Source organism: Pantoea sp. SGAir0184 (assembly GCF_043544755.1).
Window position 1 is genome coordinate 900,567 of the sequence record NZ_CP028050.1, and the last position, 25,907, is coordinate 926,473.

Consider the following 25,907-nt stretch of genomic DNA (forward strand, 5'->3'; position numbering starts at 1 on the left):
CCTTTAGAACGTGACGTCGACACCGCCGCGCAGCACCTTCTCATCGCCGCGATCGGCCACGTGGCGGTCGGCACGCAGAAACAGCCGCGCGCGTGCCGACTGCACCAGATCAACCCGCGCACCAAACCACTGCGAGCGGCGATCGAGCTGCATACCCGGAATGGTAAAGCTCTGCTGACCGCTGCCGAAGCCGCTCCAGCGCGCGCTGACGTCCATCGACGGATTGCTGAACGCGTACTGGTATTCGCCGTACAGGCTCAGCATGCTCCACCAGCCCGCCGACCAGTCCTGGCGCGCGCTGAGATTCAGACCACCGTAACCGACGCTGCGGCGATAGCTGTCGCCGTCGCCCTGCAAACCAAACGCGCTGCCGCTGTCGCTGAAGCTGCCGGTTTGCAGGCCGGTTTCACGCCAGCCGAGGTAGGGCTCAATGCGATAATCCTCCTGCAGCGTCCAGCGATAGCCGCTCTGCAGCGCCGCCTGCCAGCTGTCAGTGCGGGCGGAAGAGGAGACCGGCGCGGCCTCGTCCAGCAGCACCAGGCGCTGCAGCTTATCGCGTCCATGCTGATAGCTGAGATTGCCCTGCCAGTACCAGGCTGGCGTCACCGCATAGCGCCCATACAGCATTACGCCCTGCAGGCTGTTCTGGCTGTTGCCGCCGGTGTCGTCATAGGTGGCATCAAGCTGAGTGTGCGTCCAGGCGATGCCGAGGCGCAGGCCGGGCAGGCCAAAGTCGCTGTCGGCACCCAGCGCGGTCAGGGTATTGCGATAGCGGTTGCCGAGATAGCCGTCCTGATCGAGCGAGCCGCGCAGCTGGCCGCTCTCCAGCCAGAAGCCAAAGCGCCCCTGTTCGCTGGCATCATCAATGCGGTTGTTGAGCAGGCGCGTCTGATAATCCAGTGCGTTAAACAGCACCGCATTGCCGGAGGCATGCGCCTGGCCGGACAGGGAGTTGATCGCCGCCTGTGCGCTGCGGGTGTCCGCCAGCGTCTGGAAGGCGCCTGCGGCCGCCAGCGCTGACTGCTGCGCACTGCTCAGCGTCGCCTGACCCTGCCAGCGGTCCGCCAGCTCAAACGCCTGCTCCAGGTTGCGGCTGGTTTGCTGCGCGCTGGCACTGTCCATTCCCATCGCCTGTGCCGCTGCGGCGGTGTTCTTGCGCGTGAGCTGGCCGGTAACGCTGTGGGCGTCATAGCTGACGGAACCGTCGAGAAATACGCCGGTATTGACCTGGCTAAACTGACCGCTCACGCCGCCGCCGCTGGTCAGCAGCGTTTCCTGCTGTTTCACCACGTAGCTGGCGGAGGGCGGCGCGAGATTCAGCGTGCCGTCGAGCGCCGCGTTGCCGGCCACGCGCAGCGGATTGTTCAGCGTGACGTTGAGCGTACCGTTGGCGCTTTGCTGATAGTTGCCCGCCACCTGCAGGCCGCTATTAACCGATCCCTGGTTGACCAGATTGCCGCCGATGCGTCCGCTGCCACCCAGTTTGCCGCTGCCGTTCACCAGCGCATTGCCGGCAATCGCACCGTCAATCAGCAGGCTATTGGCGGAGACCTGCGTCATGCCCTGATAGCTGTTGTTGCCGGTCAGCTGCAGCGTACCGCCGCGTTCGCTGCCGTCCAGCACCAGCCCGCGATCGCCGCTGATGTCATTGCTGAACACATACTGGCCGCCGTCGAGGCGCGCACTGAAGTCCTCTGCCCAGAATTGTCCCGGCCCGTTTAAGGCTTTGGCGGCGTTAAGATCGCCCCAGCCGAACGTCTCATTGTATGGCCGCCCGTTGGCGCTGTCGGCGACGTTATCGTGCGCATCACTGCGGTAAGTGGCGGTGGTCAGCAGGGTTTGCTGCAGATTATGGCCGCTCATCCACGGGAAACGCTGCAGCAGCTGCGAGGCCGCAGCCGTCACGCGCGGTGCGGCAAATGAGGTGCCGTAGCTGCGCGCCTGCACCCAGCTGCCGTCGGAGTTTTGATACAGGTAATCGGTATAGCCCGGTGCGGTCAGGCACCACGCGGCGGCCGCGCCGCAGGCGTCAAACGGTCCGGTGCCGGCTGCGCGGCCTGGCAGGTCATAACCGGTATGACTCAGGATACCGGTCACCGCCAGCAGATTACGCGCCAGCTGCGGGTCGTTATACATCAGCGGTGTCAGCACGTCCGGTGCCGGCGTGGCGCCGCTGTTGTTGCCGGTGATCATCACCGCCAGCCCATCTGCCGCAGCCACCGCGTTGAGCCCCTGATACAGCGACTGATAGCGCTGGCGCGCATCGGTTAGCGCCTGCTGGCTGGTGAGGCGCTCCTGCGAACCGTAGGACATATTGAAGATGCGTACGCCCTGCGCCACCAGGCCCTGCACGGCGCGCGCAGTATTGTCATAGCTGAAAATGTTATTTTGTGATGCCTGCGCTACATACAGCGCGCTGTCAGGCGACAGCCCCAGTAGCGTCATCGCCACCAGCGTGCCGTGGCCGTTGATTCCCATGTTGTCGTTAAGCGCGGTGTTGCTGCCGACATAGCTGGAGAAATTCACGTTGGCGTAATTAATTTCGCTGCGGCCCGGGGCCAGGCCGGAGTCAATGATGCCTACTTTATTGCTGGCGGCCGTGGCCGGCACCGCAGGTTCAACGACCGGCGTGACCGGGGTCAGGGTGCTGCCGCCGCCGCTACCACCGCCGCCGCCGCCACCACAGGCGCTCAGCAGAAACGGGATGAGGAGCGCCAGCAGGCGCGGTGAGGGTCGAAAAGTAACAACAGGATAATGCATGGCAACTCCTCATGCCTCTCAGGGCATGTTGTCGCCCGTTCACGTTAACGGGCCTGAATGCAGTCTTTCCCTGTCACGAATACTCCTGAGCAACGTGGCTGACAGACAGAACGCAATAGATGAAGCACTAACCCCTGAGATTCCGCCAGGGTGCAGAAAGGATAAGGTGCGCACTGGCCGGTTGATGGCCAGGACAGCGCAGCATTGCGCAGGCTAATCGCGCTATATCACGCTTCGAACCAGACATTTCTGATGGTGGAGTTTTAATGATTTTGTCTGAGAAATCATGGGTTTTAATGACGCCAGCTGGCGTTTATTGCCGTGATTATGTAGGAAAATTCTGAAGACGCACCGCGCCGGTGGCGAATGACAGCGGGATTTCTGGCAACCGCCATACCTGCTGGTTTCCAGAACTGGCGCAATTATTTTCTGCCGGTTCATACGCGGTATAGCCATTGATGTGCAAAGCTACAAACCAGGCGCGCTTTCGGGTAAACTAGCGCGTTACTTTTATCTCCTCTCACCGAATCGTCAAAAAAGACTGAAAAGCCATGTTTGAAATTAATCCGGTCAAAAATCGTATCCAGGACCTCAGTGAGCGCAGCAGCGTTCTTAGGGGGTATCTTTGACTACGATGCCAAGAAAGAACGCCTCGAAGAAGTAAACGCCGAGCTGGAACAGCCGGACGTCTGGAACGAACCTGAACGCGCGCAGGCGCTGGGCAAAGAGCGCGCCTCGCTGGAAGCGGTAGTTGAAACGCTCGACCAGATGCAGCAGGGGCTGGAAGATGTGCAGGGTCTGCTGGAGCTGGCGGTTGAAGCCGACGACGAAGAGACCTTCAACGAAGCCGTGGTCGAGCTGGACGCGCTGGAGGTGAAGCTGGGTGAACTGGAGTTCCGCCGTATGTTCTCCGGCGAATACGACAGCGCCGACTGCTACATGGATATTCAGGCTGGCTCCGGCGGCACCGAAGCGCAGGACTGGGCCAGCATGCTGCTGCGCATGTATCTGCGCTGGGCGGAAGCCAAAGGCTTCAAAACCGAGATCATCGAAGAGTCCGAAGGCGAAGTGGCCGGTACCAAATCAGCCACCATCAAAATCATCGGTGATTACGCTTACGGCTGGCTGCGTACCGAAACCGGCGTTCATCGTCTGGTGCGTAAGAGCCCGTTCGACTCCGGCGGTCGTCGTCACACCTCCTTCAGTTCGGTATTTATTTACCCGGAAGTGGATGACAACATCGACATCGAAATCAACCCGGCCGACCTGCGTATCGACGTCTATCGCGCCTCGGGTGCTGGTGGTCAGCACGTTAACAAAACCGAGTCAGCGGTGCGTATTACCCACCTGCCGACCAACATTGTGGTGCAGTGCCAGAACGACCGCTCGCAGCATAAGAACAAAGATCAGGCCTTCAAACAGCTGCGTGCCAAGCTGTATGAATACGAAATGCAGAAGAAGAATGCCGACAAGCAGGCGGCGGAAGAGAACAAGTCGGACATCGGCTGGGGCAGCCAGATCCGTTCATACGTTCTTGACGATTCGCGCATCAAGGATCTGCGTACCAGCGTAGAAACGCGTAACACCCAGGCCGTACTGGATGGCGATCTTGACCGTTTTATTGAAGCAAGTTTAAAAGCAGGGCTATAAGGAACCGACATGTCTGAACAACAACCGCAGAGCGCTGATGCCGCCCTTGAGTTAAACAACGAACTGAAAGCGCGTCGCGAAAAACTCAGCGCGCTGCGTGAAAAGGGCGTGGCGTTTCCTAACGATTTCCGCCGTGACACCACCTCCGATCGTCTGCATGCCGACTATGACAGCAAAGAGAACGACGAGCTGGAAGCGCTCGGCGTTGAGGTGAGCGTAGCCGGTCGTATGATGACCCGCCGCATCATGGGTAAAGCGTCGTTCGCCACCCTGCAGGATGTGGGCGGTCAGATCCAGATCTACGTTTCGCGTGACGATCTGCCGGAAGGCGTCTATAACGAGCAGTTCAAAAAGTGGGATCTCGGCGATATCCTCGGCGCGCGCGGTAAGCTGTTCAAAACCAAAACCGGCGAGCTGTCGATCCATATTTCTGAGCTGCGCCTGCTGACCAAAGCGCTGCGTCCGCTGCCGGACAAATTCCACGGCCTCGCCGATCAGGAAACCCGTTACCGTCAGCGTTACCTTGACCTGATCTCCAACGACGATTCGCGTAAGACCTTCAAAATTCGCTCACAAATCATGGCCGGCATTCGTCAGTTCATGGTTAACCGCGACTTTATGGAAGTGGAAACACCGATGATGCAGGTGATTCCGGGCGGCGCGTCCGCGCGTCCGTTCATCACCCATCACAATGCGCTCGACATCGACATGTACCTGCGTATCGCGCCGGAGCTGTATCTGAAGCGTCTGGTGGTTGGCGGTTTCGATCGCGTGTTTGAGATCAACCGTAACTTCCGTAACGAAGGTATTTCGCCGCGCCACAATCCAGAGTTCACCATGATGGAACTCTATATGGCGTATGCGGATTACAAAGATCTGATCGAACTGACCGAGAGCCTGTTCCGTACTCTGGCGCAGGACGTGCTGGGCACCACGGAAGTGCCTTACGGTGAGCACACCTTCGATTTCGGCAAGCCGTTTGAGAAGCTCACCATGCGTGAAGCGATCAAGAAATACCGTCCGGAAACGGACCTCGCCGATCTGGATGACTTTGATAAAGCAGTGGCGATTGCCAATGAGCTGCACATCAAAGTGGAGAAGAGCTGGGGTCTGGGCCGCGTGGTGACCGAGATCTTCGAAGAGACCGCCGAAGCGCACCTGATTCAGCCAACCTTCATCACCGAGTATCCGGCAGAGGTGTCACCGCTGGCGCGTCGTAATGACGAGAACCCGGAAATCACCGACCGCTTTGAGTTCTTCATCGGCGGCCGTGAAATCGGTAACGGCTTCTCCGAGCTGAACGATGCGGAAGATCAGGCCGAGCGTTTCCTGCAACAGGTTAACGCGAAGGACGCCGGTGATGACGAAGCGATGTTCTACGACGAAGACTACGTCACCGCGCTGGAGCACGGTCTGCCACCGACTGCGGGTCTGGGCATTGGTATCGACCGCCTGGTCATGCTGTTCACCAACAGCCACACCATTCGTGACGTGATCCTGTTCCCGGCTCTGCGCCCGACCGGTAAGTAATCAGGTTGCCTTCACCCTCACCCTAACCCTCTCCCGTGGGGAGAGGGGACTTGCCTGTACCCCGGTGGGAGAGGGCCGCTGTGGTTTTCTCCCTCTCCCCGTGGCAGAGGGCCGCTGTGGTTTTCTCCCTCCCCCTGTGGCAGAGGACCGCTGTGGTATTCTCCCTCTCCCTGTGGGAGAGGGCCGGGGTGAGGGCATCAGCGCGCACCCAACCTAAGACTTCACCACGCCCTCCAGCCACGCCTGGAACCGCGCATAAGGCACATACAGCGCCACATCTTTAAACAGCGTTTTGCCGCTTTTATTATCATCAATCCGACTGCTATAGCCGACAATCACCCCGGCCAGCGTGTCGTCGCTGGCGTTATACACCGCGCCGCCGGACATGCCTTTCACCACACCGGCATTGGCCGCCACCACTACGCAGCTGGCCTTATTCCAGTCATTGCTCAGCGTCGTATTGATCAGGTTTTTGCCGCTTGATGCCACCGGCAGCGCGGAGATAAAGCTATACCCATACAGATTAACGTTGTCGCCGATATGGCTGTTGCGGAACTGCGGGGGCAGATTGGCTTCTTTATTTGCATGATAAACCACGGCGATATCGCACTCCGGATGCCACGCCTTCACCCGATACAGCGAATATTTGGCCACGTGCGCCGCCGTCAGGCTGTATTCGCGCGTCAGGGGGATAGTGGTGCCCAGCGCACCCATGCCGAGCACGGTGGGGATGCCGGTGACGGTCATATCGACGCGCCTGGCCGCTTCTGAGCTGTATTCATAGTGCCCGACCGAGCAGCCGCTTAAGCCGCCGATCGTCAGCGCGATGATCCATCGCATAACTCTGTCCCCCTGTTGTGTTGACGCCGCATTACCGGGCAATCCATTGGGGTATCGGCAATGTGCGACCATCCTTTACTGCCTGATTTAACGCCAGAAAGCGCCGTCGCTGTGACAGCGATCACAACCTGTTATCAAGCGTAGTCTGTTATCGCCGTCCTGTCTCAGTGATGCATAAGCGACACTTTTTAGCGCCGGGATTATTGCCGCGCAGGCAAAATAGCCTTGCGGCCGCCCGGGTGGTTGAGAGTCAGAGGCTGTGCTTTAATAGCAGACTGTGACGCAGTTCAAAAATAAACATCCCCGCACTGTCGGAGGGATACGCGTCTGTCTTAACCGTACGGCGTTCGTCGTGCGGCCCGCCTGCAAAATTATTTTGGGAGAGTGTGTTATGCCTGTTGCATTACTGGCGCTGGCGCTGAGTGCGTTCGCCATCGGCACCACGGAGTTCGTCATTATGGGGTTACTGCCGGAAGTGGCGGGTGACCTGCAGGTGTCGATTCCTTCTGCGGGCTGGCTGATCAGCGGCTATGCGCTGGGCGTGGCCATCGGCGCGCCAATCATGGCGCTGCTGACCGCGAAACTGCCGCGTAAACGTACCCTGATTCTGCTGATGATCATCTTCATCATCGGCAACGTACTCTGTGCGCTGGCTTATACCTATAACCTGCTGATGCTGGCGCGCGTCATTACCGCGTTGTGTCACGGTGCGTTCTTCGGCATCGGTTCAGTGGTGGCGGCCAGCCTGGTGGCGCCGAGCCGTCAGGCGTCGGCGGTGGCGCTGATGTTTACCGGTCTGACGCTGGCCAACGTGCTGGGCGTGCCGCTCGGCACCTGGTTTGGTCAGCTGTTTGGCTGGCGCGCCACCTTCTGGGGCGTGGCGATTATCGGCATTCTCGCGTTCATCGCGCTGATTGTCAGCCTGCCGACTAACAAAGATGAAAAACCGGTACACCTGGCGAGCGAAATCAGCGCGCTGGCCAACGGCAAACTGTGGCTGTCGCTGCTGATGACGGTGTGTTTTGCCGCCGCGATGTTTGCGCTGTTCAGCTACATTGCGCCGCTGCTGTTACAGGTGACCGGCATCAGCGATCGCGGTGTCAGCTGGACGCTGTTCCTGATTGGTGCTGGCCTGACGGTGGGTAACATTGTTGGCGGGAAACTGGCGGACTGGAAAGTGTCGTTCAGCCTGATCCTCAGCTTCTCGCTGATCGCCGTGTTCTCGCTGCTGTTCAGCTGGACCAGCCATGCGCTGTGGCTGGCAGAGGTAACCCTGTTCCTGTGGGCAATGGCGACCTTCGCCACCGTGCCGGGCCTGCAAATTAACGTGGTGCGCCACGGTAAAGACGCGCCAAATCTGGTGTCGACGCTCAACATTTCGGCCTTCAACGTCGGTAACGCACTCGGTGCGTGGGTGGGCGGCGCAGTAATCGATAAAGGCTATGGCCTGACGGCGGTGCCGGTCGCGGCGGCAGCGCTGGCGGCAGCGGGATTAGTGGTTTGTCTGCTGACCTTCCGCAAATCGGGCGGTCAGCGCGAGACGGTGCGCGCTTAAGCCAGCCGCCGGGCGATGCGCTGCGGAAAGGTGGCCACCTGCTGCTGCAGGTGGTCGCAGAAGTGATCGACCAGCGCCGATGCCGGCCGATGCTGTGGCCGCACCAGGCTCACCGTGAACGGCACGGCAATACTGAAGCGGCGCATCACCACGCCGCTGTCGGCGTAATCCAGCGCCGTCAGCGGATTAACAATCGAAATACCCACCCCGGCGCGCACCATCGCGCACACCGACGCGGCGCTGTGCGTCTCCAGCACCAGCCGCCGCTCCACCTGCTGCTCATGGAACAGCGCATCCAGCAACTGACGATAGCTATCGCTGCGCGACAGGCTGACATAGTTTTCACCGTGAAAATCCTGCGGCGTCAGCACCGCCCGCTGACACAGCGGATGCTGCGGCGGCAGCACGCACACTTCATCACTGGTCAGCAGAGCCAGACGTTCAGTCCCGGCGGGCGCATGCTGGGTTTCGGTCAGACCGAGATCGTAGCGCTGCGCCGACAGCCACTCCTCCAGCAGCGGCGACTCCTGCGGAATAATATTCAGGCTCACCTGCGGATAGCGCTGTAAAAACGGCTGCAGCAGCGGCGGTAACAGCGACTGGGAAAAGACCGGCAGGCAGGCGATGGAAAGCTCGCCCTGGCGGAAATTGCGCAGCCCTTCGGCGGCATCCATGATGCGATCCAGACCGTACCACGAGCGCTGCACCTCTTCGTACAGCCGCAGCCCCTGCACGGTGGGCTGCAGGCGGCCGCGCACCCGCTCAAACAGCTGTAAGCCCAGCTGCTGCTCCAGCCGCGCCAGTTCGCGGCTCACCGTTGGCTGCGAGGTGTGTAACAGCGTGGCGGCCTGGGTCAGATTGCCGCTGGTCATCACCGCGTGAAAGATTTCGATATGCCGCCAGTTAATTTTTGCCATCGTCGCCTCCGTGTCATCCATATCATATTTGCATAGCTGATGCTTAAACAGATATTTTTCTGCATCACTGTGCTGTGGCTAAATGACAGCAACGACTCAGGAGAATGCTCATGCCACGTCCACTTAACGATTCCCAGACGGCGCTTAACGCCACAAATCTGCTGCCGCTGGCGCAGCGCTACAGCGGCCCGTTCTGGGCTTACGATGCCGAAATCATTCAGCAGCGTATTGCACAGCTCAGCGCGTTTGACGTGGTGCGCTTTGCGCAAAAGGCCTGCTCGAATATTCATATTCTGCGCCTGATGCGCGCTGCCGGCGTCAAGGTCGATTCGGTCTCGCTCGGCGAGATCGAACGTGCGCTGGCCGCCGGTTTTCAGCCGGGCGGCGAGGATATTGTGTTCACCGCCGATGTGCTGGACTCACCGACGCTGGCGCGCATCGCCGAGCTGAAGGTGCCGGTAAATGCCGGCTCCGTGGATATGCTGCATCAGCTCGGCGCGGTTTCGCCGGGTCACAGCGTCTGGCTGCGCATTAATCCGGGCTTTGGCCACGGTCACAGCCAGAAAACCAATACCGGTGGCGAAAACAGTAAGCATGGCATCTGGCACAGCGATCTGCCGCTGGCGCTGGCGGCGATTCAGCAACATGGCCTGCAGCTGGTGGGGCTACATATGCACATTGGCTCCGGCGTCGATTACGGCCATCTGCAGCAGGTGTGCGACGCGATGGTCGATCAGGTCGTGGCCTTTGGCCAGGACCTGCAGGCCATTTCGGCGGGCGGCGGGTTATCGATTCCTTATCGCTTTGGTGAGGAGGCGATTGATACGCAGCACTATTACGGCCTGTGGAACGGCGCGCGCGAGCGTATCGCGGCGCACCTCGGCCATGCGGTGAAGCTGGAGATCGAGCCGGGCCGTTTCCTGGTGGCGGAGTCGGGCGTGCTGGTGTCGCAGGTGCGGGCGGTGAAGCAGATGGGCAGCCGTCACTTTGTGCTGGTGGATGCCGGTTTCAGCGATCTGATGCGTCCGTCGATGTACGGCAGCTATCACCATATTTCGCTGCTGCCTGCCGATGGCAGCGCGCCGGGTGAGGCGCATGTGGAGAGCGTGGTGGCCGGGCCGCTGTGTGAGTCGGGAGATGTGTTTACCCAGCTGGAAGGGGGCAAAGTGGAAACCCGCGCGCTGCCAGCGGCACAGGTCGGCGATTATCTGGTGTTCCATGATACCGGCGCTTACGGCGCATCAATGTCCTCCAACTACAACAGCCGTCCGCTGATCCCGGAAGTGCTGTTTGAGCAGGGCGTGCCGCGTGAGATTCGCCGTGCGCAGACCATTCAGGAACTGCTGGCGCTGGAGCTGAACTGATGCGCATCGTGCCGCTCAGCAGCGTGCCGCATCACGCCAGCCAGATCACCGACTGGCTGTGGCAGGCGTTTGGTGACGGCACCTCGCGCGCGTTTTACGACAGCATTGTACGCAGTAGCCTGAACGGGGCCGCGTTTCCGGTGACCTTTGTTGCGCTGGACGACGATGACGTGCCGCACGGCACGGTAGGGTTCTGGCGTTGCGATTTGATTAGCCGTCAGGATCTCTATCCGTGGGTTGCCGCGCTGTATGTGGATGAAGCGGCGCGCGGGCAGGGGCTGAGCGCCGCCCTGCAGCAGCACGTGCTGGATTATGCCCGCCAGCGCGGCTATGCAACGGTGTGGCTGTGGTCAACGTTTGGCGGCTACTACGAGCGATTCGGCTGGCAGTATCAGTGTGATGCGCTGGAGTTTCCTGAGGTGCAGGTGAAGGTATATTCGCAGGATTTATAGTGGGTTGGGTGCGCGCTGGCCCTCACCCCAACCCTCTCCCGCAAGCGGGCGAGGGGGCTGACCGCGCTCTCCTTGCCGCGCGCTCTGGAACGTTCCCTCTCCCTCAGGGTGTACAGTCCGGGGACATCGTGAACACTTGTTCGGGGACATGGTAGACACCTACAACTAAGGCATAAGAACCCGTTTATGGAGTCGCTTATGCCCTGGGATGCGAGAGATACCATGTCATTACGTACTGAGTTTGTTCTGTTCGCCTCGCAAGACGGGGCGAACATCCGCGAGCTGTGCCGCCGCTACGGCATATCTCCCGCCACCGGCTACAAGTGGCTTCGCCGCTGGGAGGAGGAAGGACCGTCCGGCCTTCAGGACCGCTCCCGCGCGCCCCGTCACTCACCCAACCGCTCATCTGACGACATCACTGAGCTGCTGCGTATGGCGCATGAGCTTCATCAGCACTGGGGGGCCCGCAAGATTAAGCGCTGGCTTGAAGACCGCGGGCACGGCATGCCGGCCTTCAGCACCGTCCACAACCTGATGGCCCGCCACGGCCTGCTGCCGGGCGCAGCGCCGGGCGTCCCGGCCACCGGCCGGTTTGAGCATGCGGCCCCGAACCGGCTCTGGCAGATGGATTTTAAGGGCCACTTTCCCTTTGGCGGCGGCCGCTGCCACCCGCTTACCCTGCTGGACGACCACTCCCGGTTCTCGCTGTGCCTGGTGCACTGCGCTGACGAACGGCGTGAGACGGTACAGGAGCAGCTGGTCAGCGTCTTTGAGCGCTACGGCCTGCCGGACCGGATGACGATGGACAACGGCTCGCCGTGGGGCGACACCACCGGCACCTGGACGGCAGTGGAGCTGTGGCTGATGCGCCACGGCATCCGGGTGGGGCACTCGCGGCCGTATCATCCGCAGACGCAGGGCAAGCTGGAGCGCTTTCACCGCAGCCTGAAGGCGGAAGTGCTGCAGGGGAAGTGGTTCGCGGACAGCGGTGAGCTGCAGCGCGCCTTCGACCACTGGCGGACGGTCTACAACCTCGAGCGCCCGCATGAGGCGCTGGAGATGGCGGTGCCGGCGTCGCGCTATCAGCCCTCATCGCGGCAGTACAGCGGTCGCGTAGCGCCACCGGAATACGACGAGGGCGTGATGGTCAGGAAGGTGGATATCAGCGGGAAGCTGAGCGTAAAAGGACTCAGCCTGAAGGCGGGCAAGGCGTTCAGGGGAGAGCGTGTCGGGCTGAAGGAGACGGGGGAAGACGGTTATTACGAGGTGTGGTGGTACAGCACAAAAGTGGGGGTGATCGACCTGAAGAAAAAGTCGATCACCATGGGTAAAGGATGTTAAAAAGTGTTCACTATGTCCCCGAACACCTGTCTGCCATGTCCCCGGACTGTACACAGGGAGAGGGTCAGGGTGAGGGAAAGCCCGCCCCCGTTTAACCCGGTCCACCCACCGAATGCCTCCTGACCAGCGTCGGGCTAAACATATTGGTCACCTCCGGCAGCGCGGTGCCGTTGGCCAGCGCCAGCGCCAGCTGCGCGGCCTGCTGCGCCATGGTCACAATCGGATAGCGCACCGTGGTCAGGCGCGGACGCACGTAGCGCGACACCAGCACATCATCAAAGCCAATCAGCGACATCTCTTCCGGCACGCGAATGCCGTTATCGCTCAGCACTGCCAGCGCACCGGCGGCCATCGAATCGTTGTAGCACGCCACCGCGCTCACCTGCTTGCCGCGTCCGAGCAGTTCCGTCATTGCCTGCTCGCCACCGACCTCATCCGGTTCTCCCCACGCCACCAGCCGGTCGTTGCACGGCAGACCGTGCTCCTTCAGCGCATCGTAGTAGCCCTGCAGCCGATCTTCGGCGTCAGAAATGGTGTGCGTCGAGCAGATAAAGGCGATCTGCGTATGACCCTGCTGAATCAAGTGGCGCGTGGCCAGCCAGGCGCCGTAGCGGTCATCCAGCGCAATGCAGCGCGACTCAAACCCCTGCAGCAGCCGGTTCAGCAGCACCATGCCCGGCACCTGCTTCATCAGCAGCTCTAAATCGTCATCGGGAATTTTCTTGGCGTGCACCACCAGCGCGGCACAGCGATGGCGCATCAGCTGTTCAATCGCCTGACGCTCTTTCTGCTCATTATGGTAACCGTTACCAATCAGCAGAAAGTTGCCGGTTTGCCCGGCGACTTCATCGACCGCTTTCACCATCGCGCCAAAAAACGGGTCTGACACATCGCCTACCACCAGCCCGAGCGTTTCGGTGGATTGCTGCGCCAGCGCGCGGGCATTGGCGTTCGGGTGATACTGCAGCTGTTCCATGGCCTGGGTAACGGCGAGGCGCGAACTCTCGCTGGCTTTGGGCGAATTATTGATGACGCGGGACACGGTCGCGACCGACACCCCCGCCATGCGGGCAACATCCTTAATAGTAGCCATGCAATGGTCGACATCCGGGAAAACGTTTACACATGCTCTCAGTGTTACGGAAAAGCCCGGCAGCCGCAACCCGCCAGAATGTCAGCGCTGTCGCAAAAGTGCGGAAAATCAGACGCTCACGGTGAGGCTTTAGCCCGGTAACGGCACCGTGCTATGCTGCCAGCCTGAATCACACCTGCCTGCCGGACCCATAACCATGAAAACTCGTGTGCCGCACCTTGCGCACTGGGGCGCGTTTACCGCCGTCACCGAAAATCAGCGCCTGATTGCCTGCGAACCTTTCTTCGCCGATGCCGATCCTTCCCCGATGATCCACACTCTCCCTGAACTGGTGTACTCGGATAAACGCATCCGTCAGCCGATGGTGCGCCGTTCGTGGCTGAAGTCGCGTGAAAACAGCGATCGCACGCTGCGCGGCCGGGAGGATTTTGTCGCCGTGGACTGGGACACCGCGCTCAATCTGGTGGCGGAAGAGAACCGCCGGGTGCGCGACCGCTACGGCGCTTCCGGCATTTTCAACGGTTCGTACGGCTGGTCATCAGCCGGTCGCGTTAACCACGCGCGCACCCTGATTCGTCGCTTCTATTTCCAGGGCGGCGGTGGTGTTGATCAGCAGGGTAACTACAGCTGGGGCGCGGCACAGTTCTTTCTGCCGTACGTGATTGGCACTTATATGCCGCTCACCGGCCGCGTCACCGACTGGCCGCAGGTGGTGGAGCATGCAGAAATTTTCGTCGCCTTTGGCGGCCTGGCGCTGAAAAATGCGCAGGTGGCCTCCGGCGGCGCCGGCGAGCACAGCCTGAAACCGGCGCTGCAGCAGCTGAGCGCCAAAGGCACGCCGATCATTAACATCAGCCCGATGCGCGATGACTGCCCGGCATTCGTTAACGCCGAGTGGATTCCGATTCGCCCGAACACCGACGTGGCGCTGATGCTGGCGCTCGGCCATGAAATTACCCGCCGCAACGCTATCGATGAGGCTTTCCTCGCCAGCCACTGCACCGGCTGGCCGCAGCTGCGTGCCTATCTGCTGGGCGAAAGCGACGGCGTGGCGAAAACGCCCGCGTGGGCCAGTGCGATAACCGGCATCCCGGCAGCGCGTATCGCGCTGCTGGCGCAGCAGCTGGTGGGCAAACGCAGTTTTATCACCTGTGCTTATGCGGTGCAGCGCGCCCATCGCGGCGAGCAGCCGTACTGGATGATGATTGCGCTCTCGTCGATGCTGGGCCAGCCAGGACTGCCGGGCGGCGGCTTCTCTTTTGGCCATGGCTCGATGAATAGCGTCGGCAATCCGCGCCAGGAAGGCCCGGCGCCGCTGATGAGCACCGGCCCGAATCCGGCGAATCTGTCGATCCCGGTGGCGCGCATCAGCGACATGCTGCTCAATCCCGGGCAGCCGTATGCGTTTCAGGGCGAGACGCTGCACTATCCCGACATTCACCTGGTGCACTGGGCAGGCGGCAATCCGTTCCACCATCATCAGCAGCTCAACCGGCTGGTCGAGGGCTGGCAGCGTCCGGATACGGTCATCGTGCAGGATATCGTCTGGACGCCCGCGGCGCAGATGGCGGACATCGTGCTGCCGGCCACCACCACGCTGGAGCGCAACGACATTGGCGGCTCCTCGCGTGACCGCTTCGTGCTGGCGATGCACCAGGCGATTAAACCGCAGCATCAGGCGCGTAACGACTTTGATATTTTTGCCGATCTGGCCGATCGCCTCGGCTACCGCGAGCGCTTTACCGAAGGACGCAACGAGATGCAGTGGATTGAGCATCTTTACCAGCAGTGCGCGCAGGCGCATGCGCAGCTGGACATCGCGTTTCCGGAGTTCGAGGCATTCTGGCAGCGCGGTTTTGTTGAGATTCCGCAGGGCGGCAAGCCGTACGTGTTTATGGATGATTTCCGCGCCGATCCGCAGGCGCATCCGATTCACACCGCCAGCGGCAAAATTGAGCTGTTCTGCCAGACCATCGCCGATTACCAACTGGCGGATTTCGCCGGACATCCGGAGTGGCGCGCGCCGCAGGAGTGGCTTGGCGCAGCGCTCAGCGCGCAGTTCCCGCTGCACATGATTTCGGTGCAGCCTGCGGATCGCCTGCACAGCCAGCTGGATGCCACCGCCACGGTGCAGGCCGGCAAAACCGCCGGTCACGAAACGCTGTATATGCACATTGACGATGCCGCCGCGCGCGGTATCAGCGACGGCGATGAGATTGAAGTGAGCAATGCGCGTGGCCGTATGCTGGCTGGCGTTCGCCTGACGGACGGCCTGACGCCCGGCGTGGTGATCATCGCCACCGGTGCCTGGTTCGATCCCGGTTTTGGCAAAGCGTGGCAGCCGTGGGACCGCGCCGGCAACCCTAACGTGCTGACGCTCGACATCGGAACTTCGTCGTTAACTCAGGGACCAAACGCCATGAGCTGCCTGGTGGAAATCAAAAAACACGCCAGTTGCACAATCGGCTAACAATCTCACCGCTGGTTACATTTTGCCGGTAACTGTTGCGTTTGAGTGATAGTTTCTGCGCTGAGCAACTTGCTACAGTCAGGGTCCCAGAGGTATTGATGGGTGAACATCAACAGTTTTCTTGATTACACCGACCTGCGCAGATGCGCAGGTTTTTTTTGCCTGCGATCTGCCGGTGTGATGCGTCCCGTTGCGGTGACCTCAATCGGGCATAAACGAACTGATACATTGTTTTCCTGTCAACTCGCTTTACCTTTCTTTATAACTGCAGCTAACCCCTTTGGATTCATCTTTTATCGCAGCGGATCGCCATGCCCCCGATTAAAAAATTTCTGGGAAAAGACCAGATTAAAGCCCCGTTTAACCCGTTTCGTTTTCGTCTGATTTGTCTGGGCGTATTAGGCTGCATGGGCCTGCTGCTGGCGCGCGTCGGCGATCTGCAGCTGATCAATCATCCGATGCTGGAGCACGAGGCCGACCAGCGCTCGCTGCGGACCGTGACGCTGCCGACCAACCGCGGCACGCTGCTCGACCGCGACGGCCAGGCGCTGGCGCTCAGCGTGCCATCGCGCGATATCATCGCCGATCCGCTGCGCGTGCTGGAGGCCAATCCCGATTTCACCAGCGCCAAATGGAGCTATCTGGCGGCGGCGCTGAATCTGCGACCGGACGAGCTGCGCGCGCAGATCACCGCCAATCCGAAAAAGCGCTTCCTCTACCTCGGGCGCAAAATCGAGCTGGGCATTGCCAAAGATATTGCTGAGCTGCATCTGAAAGGCATCAGTTCGGTGTATGACGACAGCCGTTTTTATCCGATGAGTGAAGCCGCGGCGCCGCTGATTGGCATCGTCGGGGCGGACAATAACGGGCTTAATGGGCTGGAGAAGGGCTTTGACCGGGTACTGCAGGGCGAGCCGGGTAAAGAGGTGTATCGCCAGGACGGGGACGGCAACATTATTGCGATGATCGATTACGAGCCGCCGAAGCAGCCGCCGACGGTGCAGCTCAGCATCGATAAGTTTGACCAGTTTACGTTGTACAGCAAGCTGCGCGACGGCGTGCTGCTCAACAAGGCCGATTCGGGCGCGGCGGTGCTGGTGAAGATCGACACCGGCGAGATCCTCGCTATGGCGTCTTATCCGTCGTTCAACCCCAACAATTATGACAACGCCACGCCGGCGCAAATGCGCAATACCGCCATTAACGACAGCTACGAGCCCGGTTCAACGGTGAAACCGCTGGTGGTGATGGAAGGGCTGCAGCGTCATCTGGTGCGCCCCGATTCGGTGATCGACACCACGCCCTACAGCGTCAACGGCCACCTGATCCGCGATGTCGGCCACTGGCCGCGCCTGACCATGACCGGCATTTTGCAGAAATCCAGCGACATCGGCGTCTCGCACATCGCGCTGGCAATGCCGGCGGAAGCGCTGGTGAACACCTATCAGGCGTTTGGTCTCGGCAAGCCGACCGGGCTGGGGCTGACCGGTGAGAGCGTGGGCTACTTCCCGCTGCATCGCCAGCGCTGGGCGGACATCGAGCGCGCCACCTTTTCGTTCGGTTACGGTCTGCGCGTAACGCCGCTGCAGATTGCGCGTGAATACGCCACACTCGGTTCGTATGGCGTCTATCGCCCGCTGTCGATCACCAAAGTGACGCCACCGGTGCTGGGCAGGCAGGTGGCGGATCCGCAGATCGTGCAAACCGTGGTGCACATGCTGGAGAGTGACGTGCTGCCGGGCGGTACCGGGGTGAAAGCAGCGGTACCGGGCTACCGGCTGGCGACCAAAACCGGCACCGCGGAGAAGATGGGCAGCAGCGGCAAATATGACGGCGGCTACGTTAACTACACCGCCGGCATCGCGCCGGCCAGCCATCCGGAAGTGGCGCTGGTGGTGATGATTAACCATCCTACCGCTGGCGATCACTTTGGCGGCTCGGTGGCCGCGCCGGTATTTGGCAACATCATGGGGCCGGTGCTGAAACACATGAACGTGGCACCCGACGCGATTTACAGTAAACCGGCATCAGATAAATCTTAACGAAATCAGGATGTAAACGCGCAGTCGAGCTTTTCACACCTCGTTGCATTTCGCCGAACTCCGTTGCGATTTGCGGCTGTTATCCGCGCCGCCATTGCGCGACGATAAAGGTCCCAGAGGTATTGATTGGTGTGAAGATCGGCTGCTGCGGCAGCGATACCCTTGTGGTATTCACCCTGTTCGGTTGCACCGACCCACGCGGATGCGTGGGTTTTTTTTGCCTGTAAGTTGTCCTCCTCTCCCGTTTATAGCGCCTGCGCGCGCCATCACCGACCGCTGCCGGGCGCGGTTTAAATCCTGCATCTCTTAACGAAACGCTTACGGTTTGCGTATAGAAAACGTTCTGGCGATCCGCCGATAATGCGCGTCGTGATGATTTTCGCTGAAATAATCCCCTGCTTACCGGGGTTTTTACCCACACTTTTGCTGATCTGAAGACGCTGATGACTATCCATGCTCCCCGTTCTGGTTTCTCCCGCTGGCTGAAATGGCTGCTTGTGTTGCTGGTGCTGCTGATCGCGGCCGGCGTGATCTGGCGTGTGGCAGGCGGCAAGCGGGGCGCAGCACCCGGCGACCTGCCGCCAGGCGGTCATCGCGGCGCGGCGCAGATGAGCGGCCCGGCAACGCTGGTGCACAGCGGCATTGCCGCGACGACCGACGTACCGGTGTACCTGAATGCGCTCGGCACGGTGATCCCCAACGCCAGCGTCACCGTCACCAGCCGCGTGGCCGGGCAGCTGCAGCAGGTGTTCTTTACTGAAGGGCAGAAAGTCAGCGCCGGTCAGCTGCTGGCGCAGATCGATCCGCGCAGTTATCAGGCGACGCTGGCGCAGTATCAGGGCGATCTCAGCCAGAACCAGGCGCTGCTGCACAGTGCGCAACTGACGCTGGCACGCTACAAAAAGCTGGCAGCGCAGGACTCGCTGTCGCGCCAGGATCTGGATAGCCAGATTGCTACCGTCGGCCAGTATCAGGGCGCGGTGGCGGCGGATCAGGCGCAAATCGCCAGCGCAAAACTGGATATTGAGTATGCCCGCATCACCTCGCCGATCAGCGGCCGCGTAGGTCTGCGGCTGGTCGATCCGGGCAATATGGTGCAGACCAGCGACACCACCGGCATTGTGGTGGTGACGCAAATGCAGCCTGCCGCCGTGACGTTCAGCGTGCCGCAAAGTTACATCGCGCAGCTGACGCGCGCACTGCGCAACGGCCAGAGCCTGCCCGCGACGGCCTTCGATCAGGACAACAGCACCATACTGGCGCAGGGTGAGGTGAAGTACATCAGCAATCAGATCGATACCAGCACCGGCACCATCGAACTGAAAGCCAGCTTTCCTAACCAGGACGAAGCGCTGTTTGCCAACCAGTTCGTTAATCTGCGTTTGCAAACCGGCACGCTGAAAAACGCGACGGTGATTCCGGCGCAGGCGCTGCAGCTGAGCAGCGACGGGAGCTTTGTGTTTATTATCAACAAAGATAATAGCGTGACGCGCAAAGCGGTCACCGCCGGACCGGCACTGGGGGAAGATCGTCAGGCGATCCTGCAGGGCGTGGCGCCAGGCGATCGTCTGGTGACCGAGGGGATCGATCGTCTGACTAACGGCAGCAAAGTCCAGCTGGCTGACGACAGCAAAAGTACCCAGCCATGAATCCGTCTCGTCTGTTTATCCTGCGCCCGGTGGCGACGATTCTGCTGATGGTCGGCGTGCTGATCGCCGGTCTGTTCGCTTATCGCTTTCTCTCCACCTCGGCGCTGCCGCAGGTGGATTATCCGACCATTCAGGTTACCACCCTTTATCCTGGCGCCAGCCCGGACGTGATGGCCTCGTCCGTGACCTCGCCGCTGGAGCGTCAGCTCGGTCAGATGGCCGGTCTTAGCCAGATGACGTCTGCCAGCTCGGGCGGATCATCGATTATCACCCTGAAGTTCAGCCTCGATCTGTCGCTTGACGTCGCCGAACAGGAAGTCCAGGCGGCAATCAACGCGGCGAATAATCTGTTACCGGACGATCTGCCCAATCCGCCGACGTATAAAAAGGTCAATCCGGCCGACAGTGCGGTGATCACGCTGGCCGCCAGTTCCGACACGCTGCCGCTGACTGAGGTGCAGGATCTGGTGAACACGCGCGTGGCGCTGAAGCTGTCGCAAATCAACGGCGTGGGGATGGTGACCCTGGCGGGCGGTAATCAGCCGGCGATTCGCGTGCAGATGGATCCAAAAGCGCTGGCGGCGCACAAGCTGTCGCTGGAAGACGTCAATACGCTGATCGCCAACAGCAACGTCAACGGTTCGAAAGGCGGTTTCGACGGCAAATATCACTCGGTGACCATCGACGCCAACGACCAGCTGCGCACCGCGGCCGAATACGGCAATCTGATTCTCACCTGGCAGAACGGTGCGGCGCTGCGGCTGAAAGATATCGCCCATATCGAGCAGGGGCCGGAGAATCGCTTTCAGTCGGCGTGGGCCAATAACCGTCCGGCGATTGTCATCAGCGTGCAGCGCCAGCCTGGCGCCAACGTCATTCAGGTGGTGGATAGCATTAAAAAACAGCTGCCCGTTTTGCAGGCGGCGCTGCCGGATGGCGTGAAAATGCGTGTGCTCGCCGATCGCACGCAGACCATCCGCGCCTCGATCAGCGACGTACAGTTTGAACTGATGCTGTCGATCGCACTGGTGGTGATGGTGACCTTCCTGTTTCTGCGCAACGTGGCGGCGACGCTGATTCCCAGCGTGGCAGTACCGCTGTCGCTGATTGGCACCTTTGGCGTGATGTATCTCGCCGATTTCAGCCTCAACAACCTGTCGCTGATGGCGCTGACCATCGCCACCGGGTTTGTCATTGATGACGCGATTGTGGTGGTGGAGAACATTTCGCGCCGGCTGGAGCAGGGGGAAACGCCGATGCAGGCCGCGCTGAAAGGCTCGCAGCAGATTGGCTTCACCATTATTTCCCTGACGTTTTCCCTGATTGCGGTCCTGATTCCGCTGCTGTTTATGGGTGATGTGGTTGGACGGCTGTTCCGCGAATTCGCCATCACCCTGGCCGTGTCGATTCTGGTGTCGATGGTGGTGTCGCTGACGCTGACGCCGATGCTGTGTGCCTGGCTGTTAAGGCATATTCCTGAGGCGCAGCAGTCACGCTTTGCGCGCAAAGGCGGCGAGCTGTTTGACAAACTGGTCCGCGGCTATGACCGCCTGCTCAGCGTAGTGCTCAACCATCAGAAGCTGACGCTGCTGGTGGCGCTGGCAACCTTTGCACTCACCGCGCTGCTGTATCTGGCCATCCCGAAAGGGTTCTTTCCCACGCAGGATACCGGGCTGATTCAGGGGGTGACCGTGGCGTCGCAGGATGTCTCCTTCACGGCGATGGCGCAGCGTCAGCAGGCGCTGGCAACGGTGATCCTGCAAAATCCGGCGGTCGAGAGTGTGTCCTCAACCATTGGTATCGACGGCAATAACACCAGCCTCAATAGCGGGCGCCTGCAGATCAACCTGAAAGCGTTTGACCAGCGCGACGTCAAAGCCGATGAGGTGATTGCGCAGCTACAGCAGGCGGCGCGCCGGGTCGCCGGCATTCAGCTTTATCTGCAGCCAGCACAGGACCTGACGGTCAACGATCAGGTGACGCCGAGCCAGTACCAGTTCACCCTTGATGATGCCGACAGCGAAAACCTGGTGCGCTGGACGCCGCAGCTGATAGCTGCGCTGCAGCAGCGCCCGGAGTTTAATGGCGTGGTCAGCAACCTGCAGGATCAGGGGCGCGTGGCCTATGTGGAGCTGAATCGCGATAAAGCGGCGCGCTACGGCATCACGGCAGCTGACGTCGATACCGCGCTGTACAACAGCTTTGGTCAGCGGCTGGTTTCCACCATTTTTACCCAGGCGAACCAGTATCGCGTGGTGCTGGAAGTGGCGCCGCAGTATCAGCAGTCGCCGGCGTCATTTGATGACGTTTATCTGCCGGTGAGCAGCAGCGCATCAACCAGCAGCGACAGCGACAGTGAGACCACCACCACCGGCATGGTGAAACTCACCGCCATCGCCAGCGTGCATGCGCGGACCGGGGCGCTGATGCACATGCGCCTGAATCAGTTCCCGGCGGTGATGGTGTCGTTCAATCTTAACCCCGGTTATTCGCTGGAGGAGGGGCAGCGGGCGATTGCGCAGGTCACGCAGCAGCTTAAACTGCCCGCCAGCATAACGCTGCGCTATCAGGGTGAAACCGCGGCGTTTCAGAGTGCCACCGGCAACACGCTATGGCTGATTCTGGCGGCGCTGATCACCATGTACGTGGTGCTGGGCATTCTGTATGAAAGCTTTATTCATCCGGTGACCATTCTCTCCACGCTGCCGTCGGCGGCGGTCGGGGCGCTGCTGACGCTGATGCTGGCGGGCAGCGAATTCAGCCTGATCGCGCTGATTGGCGTCATTCTGCTGATTGGCATCGTTAAAAAGAACGCCATTATGATGATCGACTTCGCGCTGGAGGCGCAGCATAAGCAGCATATGACGCCGCGCGAAGCGATCCATCAGGCCTGTCTGCTGCGCTTCCGGCCGATTCTGATGACCACCATGGCGGCGCTGCTCGGGGCGCTGCCGCTGATGCTGGCCTCCGGCTCCGGTGCTGAACTGCGTCAGCCGCTCGGGCTGGTGATTGTCGGTGGCCTGCTGGTGAGCCAGGTGCTGACGCTGTTCTCCACCCCGGTGATCTATCTGTGGTTTGATGGGCTGGCGCAGCGCGGTAAGCGCTACGTGCAGCGCCGGCAGCAGCAGGCGCGGGGCGAGCCATGAACATCACCCGGCTGTTTATCTTTCGCCCGGTTGCCACGCTGCTGCTGACGCTGGCGATCCTGCTGCTCGGGGCGCTGGGCTACCGGTTGCTGCCCGTCGCGCCGCTGCCGCAGGTGGATTTTCCTACCATCATGGTCAGCGCCAGCCTGGCCGGCGCCAGCCCGGAAACCATGGCGGCCACGGTGGCGACGCCGCTGGAGCGTTCGCTCGGCCAGATTGCCGGTGTGACGGAGATGACGTCGACCAGCTCGCAGGGCTCGACCAGCGTGATACTGCAGTTTGAACTTGACCGCGATATCAATGGTGCAGCGCGCGACGTGCAGGCGGCGATCAATGCGGCACGCAGCCTGTTACCGAGTGCCATGGAGTCGCTGCCGACCTATCGCAAAGCGAATCCCTCGGACGCGCCGATTGTGATGCTGGCGCTTACCTCAGCCACGCGCACGCCGGGTGAACTGTATGACCTCGCCGAAAGCAAAATCGAGCAGGCGATGGGCCAGGTCAGGGGCGTAGGCGAGGTGTCGCTGATGGGCAGCGCGCTGCCGGCGGTCCGCATCGATCTGCAGCCGCAACAGCTGACGCACTATGGCATTGCGCTGGATACGGTGCGCAGCGCCGTCGCCAGCAGCACCACCAATCTGCCGAAAGGCATGCTGCAGGGCAGCAGCCAGTCCTGGATGGTGGACGGCAACGGCCAGCTGGACAAAGCGGCACAGTACCGCGACCTGATAGTCAGCTACCACGCGGGTAAGGCGGTGCGACTGCATGATGTCGCCACGGTGTATGACTCGGTGGAGGATCAGTATCAGGCCGGTTTTCTCAATTCACAGCCGTCGGTGATGATCGCCATCAAGCGTCAGGCCGGCGCTAACATGCTCGACACCATCGATGCCATCAAAGCGCAGCTGCCACAGCTGGAGAAAGATCTGCCTGCCGATACCCAGCTCAAAGTGGTGGTAGACCGTTCGCCAACGGTGCGCGCCTCCCTGTATGACACCGAAGAGACGCTGCTGGTGGCGATGCTGCTGGTGATTGCCGTGGTATTTGTCTTCCTGCGTAATCTGCAGGCGGTGGTGATTCCGGCGCTGGCGCTGCCGGTGTCGCTGATTGGCACCTGCGCGGTGATGTATCTGCTCGGCTACAGTCTCGATAACCTGTCGCTGATGGCGCTGATCATCGCCACGGGCTTTGTCGTTGATGACGCCATCGTGGTGCTGGAAAATATCACCCGGCACATCGAAGCCGGTCTGAGTCCGCTGCGTGCCGCCCTGCGCGGTGCCCATGAGGTGAGCTTTACGGTGCTGTCGATGACGGTGTCGCTGGTGGCGGTGTTTATCCCGATTCTGCTAATGGGCAGTATTGTTGGCCGCCTGTTCCGTGAATTTGCTGTGACGCTGACGGTCTCGCTGCTGATCTCCATGCTTGTCTCGCTCAGCCTGACCCCGATGCTGTGCGCCCGGCTGCTGCGGCCGAAGCCGCAGGTCACCCGGCGACCACATCCGCTCTATCAGCTAATCGAAAATGCGCTCAACGCGCTGCTGGCCGCCTACGCGCGTGGCCTGGCGTGGGTGATGGCGCACCAGAAGATCACCCTGCTGAGTTTGCTGCTCACCGTGCTGCTCAATCTGTTTCTGTTTAGCGTGGTGCAAAAGGGCTTTTTCCCCAATCAGGACACCGGCCTGCTGATGGGCGCCCTGCGCGCTGACCAGAACATCTCCTTCCAGGCGATGAAGCCAAAGATGCTGGCGTTTACCAAAATCATTGAGGCCGATCCGGCGGTAGACAGCGTGATGTCGTCAATGGGCAGCGGCATGTTTGGCTCGCGCAATAGCGCCAACTTTTTTGTCCGGCTGAAAGATTTTGACCAGCGCAGCGCCAGCGCCACCGAAGTGGCTAACCGGCTGAGCCTGAAAACCCGCCATATTGCCGGGGCGCAGCTGTTCCTGATGGCCGCGCAGGATCTGCACATCGGCGGGCGCAGCGCCAACGCTACTTATCAGTACAGCCTGCAGGCTGACGATCTCGACCTGCTGCGCCGCTGGACACCGAAAGTCCAGGCGGCGCTGGCCGCGATACCGCAACTCAACAGCGTGGATTCCGATGCGCAAACCGGCGGACAGGAGGTGGTGATCAATATCGATCGCGACCGCGCCACGCGGCTGGGCGTTAATGTGCAGATGCTGGACACGCTGCTGAACAATGCCTTTAGCCAGCGACAGATTGCCACGCTCTATCACACGCTCAATCAGTACCATGTGGTGATGGCCCTGCAGGATAGCGACACGCGCGATCCGGCCATGCTGCAACAACTGTATGTGATTAACGACAGCGGCGATCGCGTGCCGCTGTCGGCCTTTGCCCGCTTCAGCGGCGGCAACGCGCCGCTGTCGGTTGCGCATCAGGGCCAGTCAGCGACCAGCACCATCGCCTTCAACCTCAACGACGGCGTGTCGCTGGAGCAGGCGCAGACGCTGATTAAGCAAGCGATGGCACAACTGGGGTTGCCCTCCAGCATTCAGGCGGGCTTTGCCGGCACCGCCGCGGCGTTCTCTCAGCTCACCGCCACCATGCCGTGGCTGATTATTGCGGCGCTGGCGGCGGTGTATATCGTCCTGGGCGTGCTGTATGAGAGTTACATTCACCCGCTGACCATTCTCTCCACGCTGCCGTCGGCAGGCGTCGGGGCGCTGCTGCTGTTGCTACTGACCAATACGCAGCTGACGGTGATTGCGCTGATCGGCATCATTTTGCTGATCGGTATCGTCAAGAAAAACGCCATCATGATGATCGATTTTGCCCTGCACGCCGAGCGCAGCCAGGGGCTGTCGCCGCAGCAGGCGATTACGCAGGCGTGCCTGATGCGCTTTCGGCCGATCATGATGACCACGCTGGCCGCCTTCTTCGGCGCTCTGCCGCTGGCGCTGGGCAGCGGCGGCGACGCTGATTTACGCAGTCCGCTGGGGATTGCGATTGCCGGCGGTCTGGCCCTGAGCCAGTTGCTGACCCTGTTCACCACGCCAGTGGTCTATCTCTGGCTGGATCGTCTCAGCCGCGCCACCCAGCGTCAGTGGCGGCGCGTGCGTCATGTGGAATCCTGA

The 25,907-nt window shown here is 60.9% G+C and carries 15 protein-coding genes; 11 read left to right on the forward strand and 4 right to left on the reverse strand.

Features of this window, described 5'->3' with window-relative positions:
* Positions 1-3 precede the first annotated feature (3 nt).
* Positions 4-2,760, reverse strand: coding sequence for an autotransporter domain-containing protein (locus C1N60_RS04105; RefSeq protein WP_394521428.1), 2,757 nt, complete (start codon positions 2,758-2,760; stop codon positions 4-6).
* Between the two features lie 551 nt (positions 2,761-3,311).
* Between C1N60_RS04105 and prfB the strand changes: the two genes are divergently transcribed.
* Together prfB and lysS are read left to right on the forward strand one after the other, a co-directional pair.
* Positions 3,312-4,410, forward strand: a protein-coding gene (gene prfB / locus C1N60_RS04110; protein ID WP_152999247.1) for a peptide chain release factor 2 whose coding sequence is annotated in 2 segments (ribosomal slippage) — positions 3,312-3,386 and positions 3,388-4,410 — 1,098 coding nt in all. Because the reading frame shifts where the segments join, the coding sequence is not laid out codon by codon here.
* Between the two features lie 9 nt (positions 4,411-4,419).
* Complete coding sequence (gene lysS, locus C1N60_RS04115; RefSeq protein WP_150059322.1) at positions 4,420-5,940, forward strand: lysine--tRNA ligase; 1,521 nt, start codon at positions 4,420-4,422, stop codon at positions 5,938-5,940.
* A 213-nt stretch (positions 5,941-6,153) separates the two neighbouring features.
* On the opposite strand, the gene C1N60_RS04120 is transcribed toward lysS, so the two are convergent.
* Entirely contained in the window at positions 6,154-6,780 is a 627-nt protein-coding gene (locus C1N60_RS04120; RefSeq protein WP_059012300.1) for a hypothetical protein, read from the reverse strand.
* 391 nt (positions 6,781-7,171) lie between these two features.
* On the opposite strand from C1N60_RS04120, the gene C1N60_RS04125 reads away from it, so the two are divergent.
* Complete coding sequence (locus C1N60_RS04125; RefSeq protein WP_058775879.1) at positions 7,172-8,335, forward strand: MFS transporter; 1,164 nt, start codon at positions 7,172-7,174, stop codon at positions 8,333-8,335.
* Here C1N60_RS04125 and C1N60_RS04130 read toward each other — a convergent pair.
* Positions 8,332-9,252, reverse strand: a complete 921-nt coding sequence (locus C1N60_RS04130) for a LysR family transcriptional regulator (protein WP_058771565.1) — start codon at positions 9,250-9,252, stop codon at positions 8,332-8,334. The two genes, C1N60_RS04125 and C1N60_RS04130, sit on opposite strands and share 4 nt — an antisense overlap.
* Before the next feature lie 110 nt (positions 9,253-9,362).
* Between C1N60_RS04130 and lysA the strand changes: the two genes are divergently transcribed.
* From lysA to C1N60_RS04145, 3 genes are all read left to right on the forward strand, one after another.
* Positions 9,363-10,616 (forward strand): diaminopimelate decarboxylase, encoded by a 1,254-nt coding sequence (lysA, locus tag C1N60_RS04135; protein WP_021506686.1) that lies wholly within the window; start codon positions 9,363-9,365, stop codon positions 10,614-10,616.
* Positions 10,616-11,068 carry a GNAT family N-acetyltransferase gene (locus tag C1N60_RS04140; RefSeq protein ID WP_058757074.1) on the forward strand — a complete coding sequence of 151 codons (453 nt, stop codon included), beginning with the start codon at positions 10,616-10,618 and terminating at the stop codon, positions 11,066-11,068. Before lysA ends, C1N60_RS04140 begins: the two co-directional genes overlap by 1 nt.
* A 186-nt stretch (positions 11,069-11,254) precedes the next feature.
* The gene (locus C1N60_RS04145; RefSeq protein WP_394521429.1) at positions 11,255-12,409 is read left to right on the forward strand and encodes an IS481 family transposase; all 1,155 of its coding nucleotides are present in this window, start codon (positions 11,255-11,257) and stop codon (positions 12,407-12,409) included.
* A gap of 91 nt (positions 12,410-12,500) precedes the next feature.
* Here C1N60_RS04145 and galR read toward each other — a convergent pair whose 3' ends face one another.
* Positions 12,501-13,502, reverse strand: a complete 1,002-nt coding sequence (gene galR, locus C1N60_RS04150; protein WP_031279486.1) for an HTH-type transcriptional regulator GalR — start codon at positions 13,500-13,502, stop codon at positions 12,501-12,503.
* Positions 13,503-13,698: 196 nt separating this feature from the next.
* Here galR and C1N60_RS04155 point away from each other — a divergent pair, with 196 nt between their 5' ends.
* The 5 genes from C1N60_RS04155 to C1N60_RS04175 all read left to right on the forward strand — a co-directional run bounded on the left by C1N60_RS04155 (position 13,699) and on the right by C1N60_RS04175 (position 25,907).
* Complete coding sequence (locus tag C1N60_RS04155) at positions 13,699-15,972, forward strand: molybdopterin-dependent oxidoreductase (RefSeq protein WP_394521430.1); 2,274 nt, start codon at positions 13,699-13,701, stop codon at positions 15,970-15,972.
* A gap of 311 nt (positions 15,973-16,283) precedes the next feature.
* On the forward strand, positions 16,284-18,014 hold the full coding sequence (locus tag C1N60_RS04160; protein WP_021506690.1) for a penicillin-binding transpeptidase domain-containing protein: 1,731 nt from the start codon (positions 16,284-16,286) through the stop codon (positions 18,012-18,014).
* Positions 18,015-18,457: 443 nt separating this feature from the next.
* Positions 18,458-19,663 (forward strand): MdtA/MuxA family multidrug efflux RND transporter periplasmic adaptor subunit, encoded by a 1,206-nt coding sequence (locus C1N60_RS04165; protein ID WP_104188418.1) that lies wholly within the window; start codon positions 18,458-18,460, stop codon positions 19,661-19,663.
* On the forward strand, positions 19,660-22,809 hold the full coding sequence (locus C1N60_RS04170; protein ID WP_394521431.1) for a multidrug efflux RND transporter permease subunit: 3,150 nt from the start codon (positions 19,660-19,662) through the stop codon (positions 22,807-22,809). The genes C1N60_RS04165 and C1N60_RS04170 overlap by 4 nt, the downstream gene beginning before the upstream one ends.
* On the forward strand, positions 22,806-25,907 hold the full coding sequence (locus C1N60_RS04175; protein ID WP_394521432.1) for an efflux RND transporter permease subunit: 3,102 nt from the start codon (positions 22,806-22,808) through the stop codon (positions 25,905-25,907). Before C1N60_RS04170 ends, C1N60_RS04175 begins: the two co-directional genes overlap by 4 nt.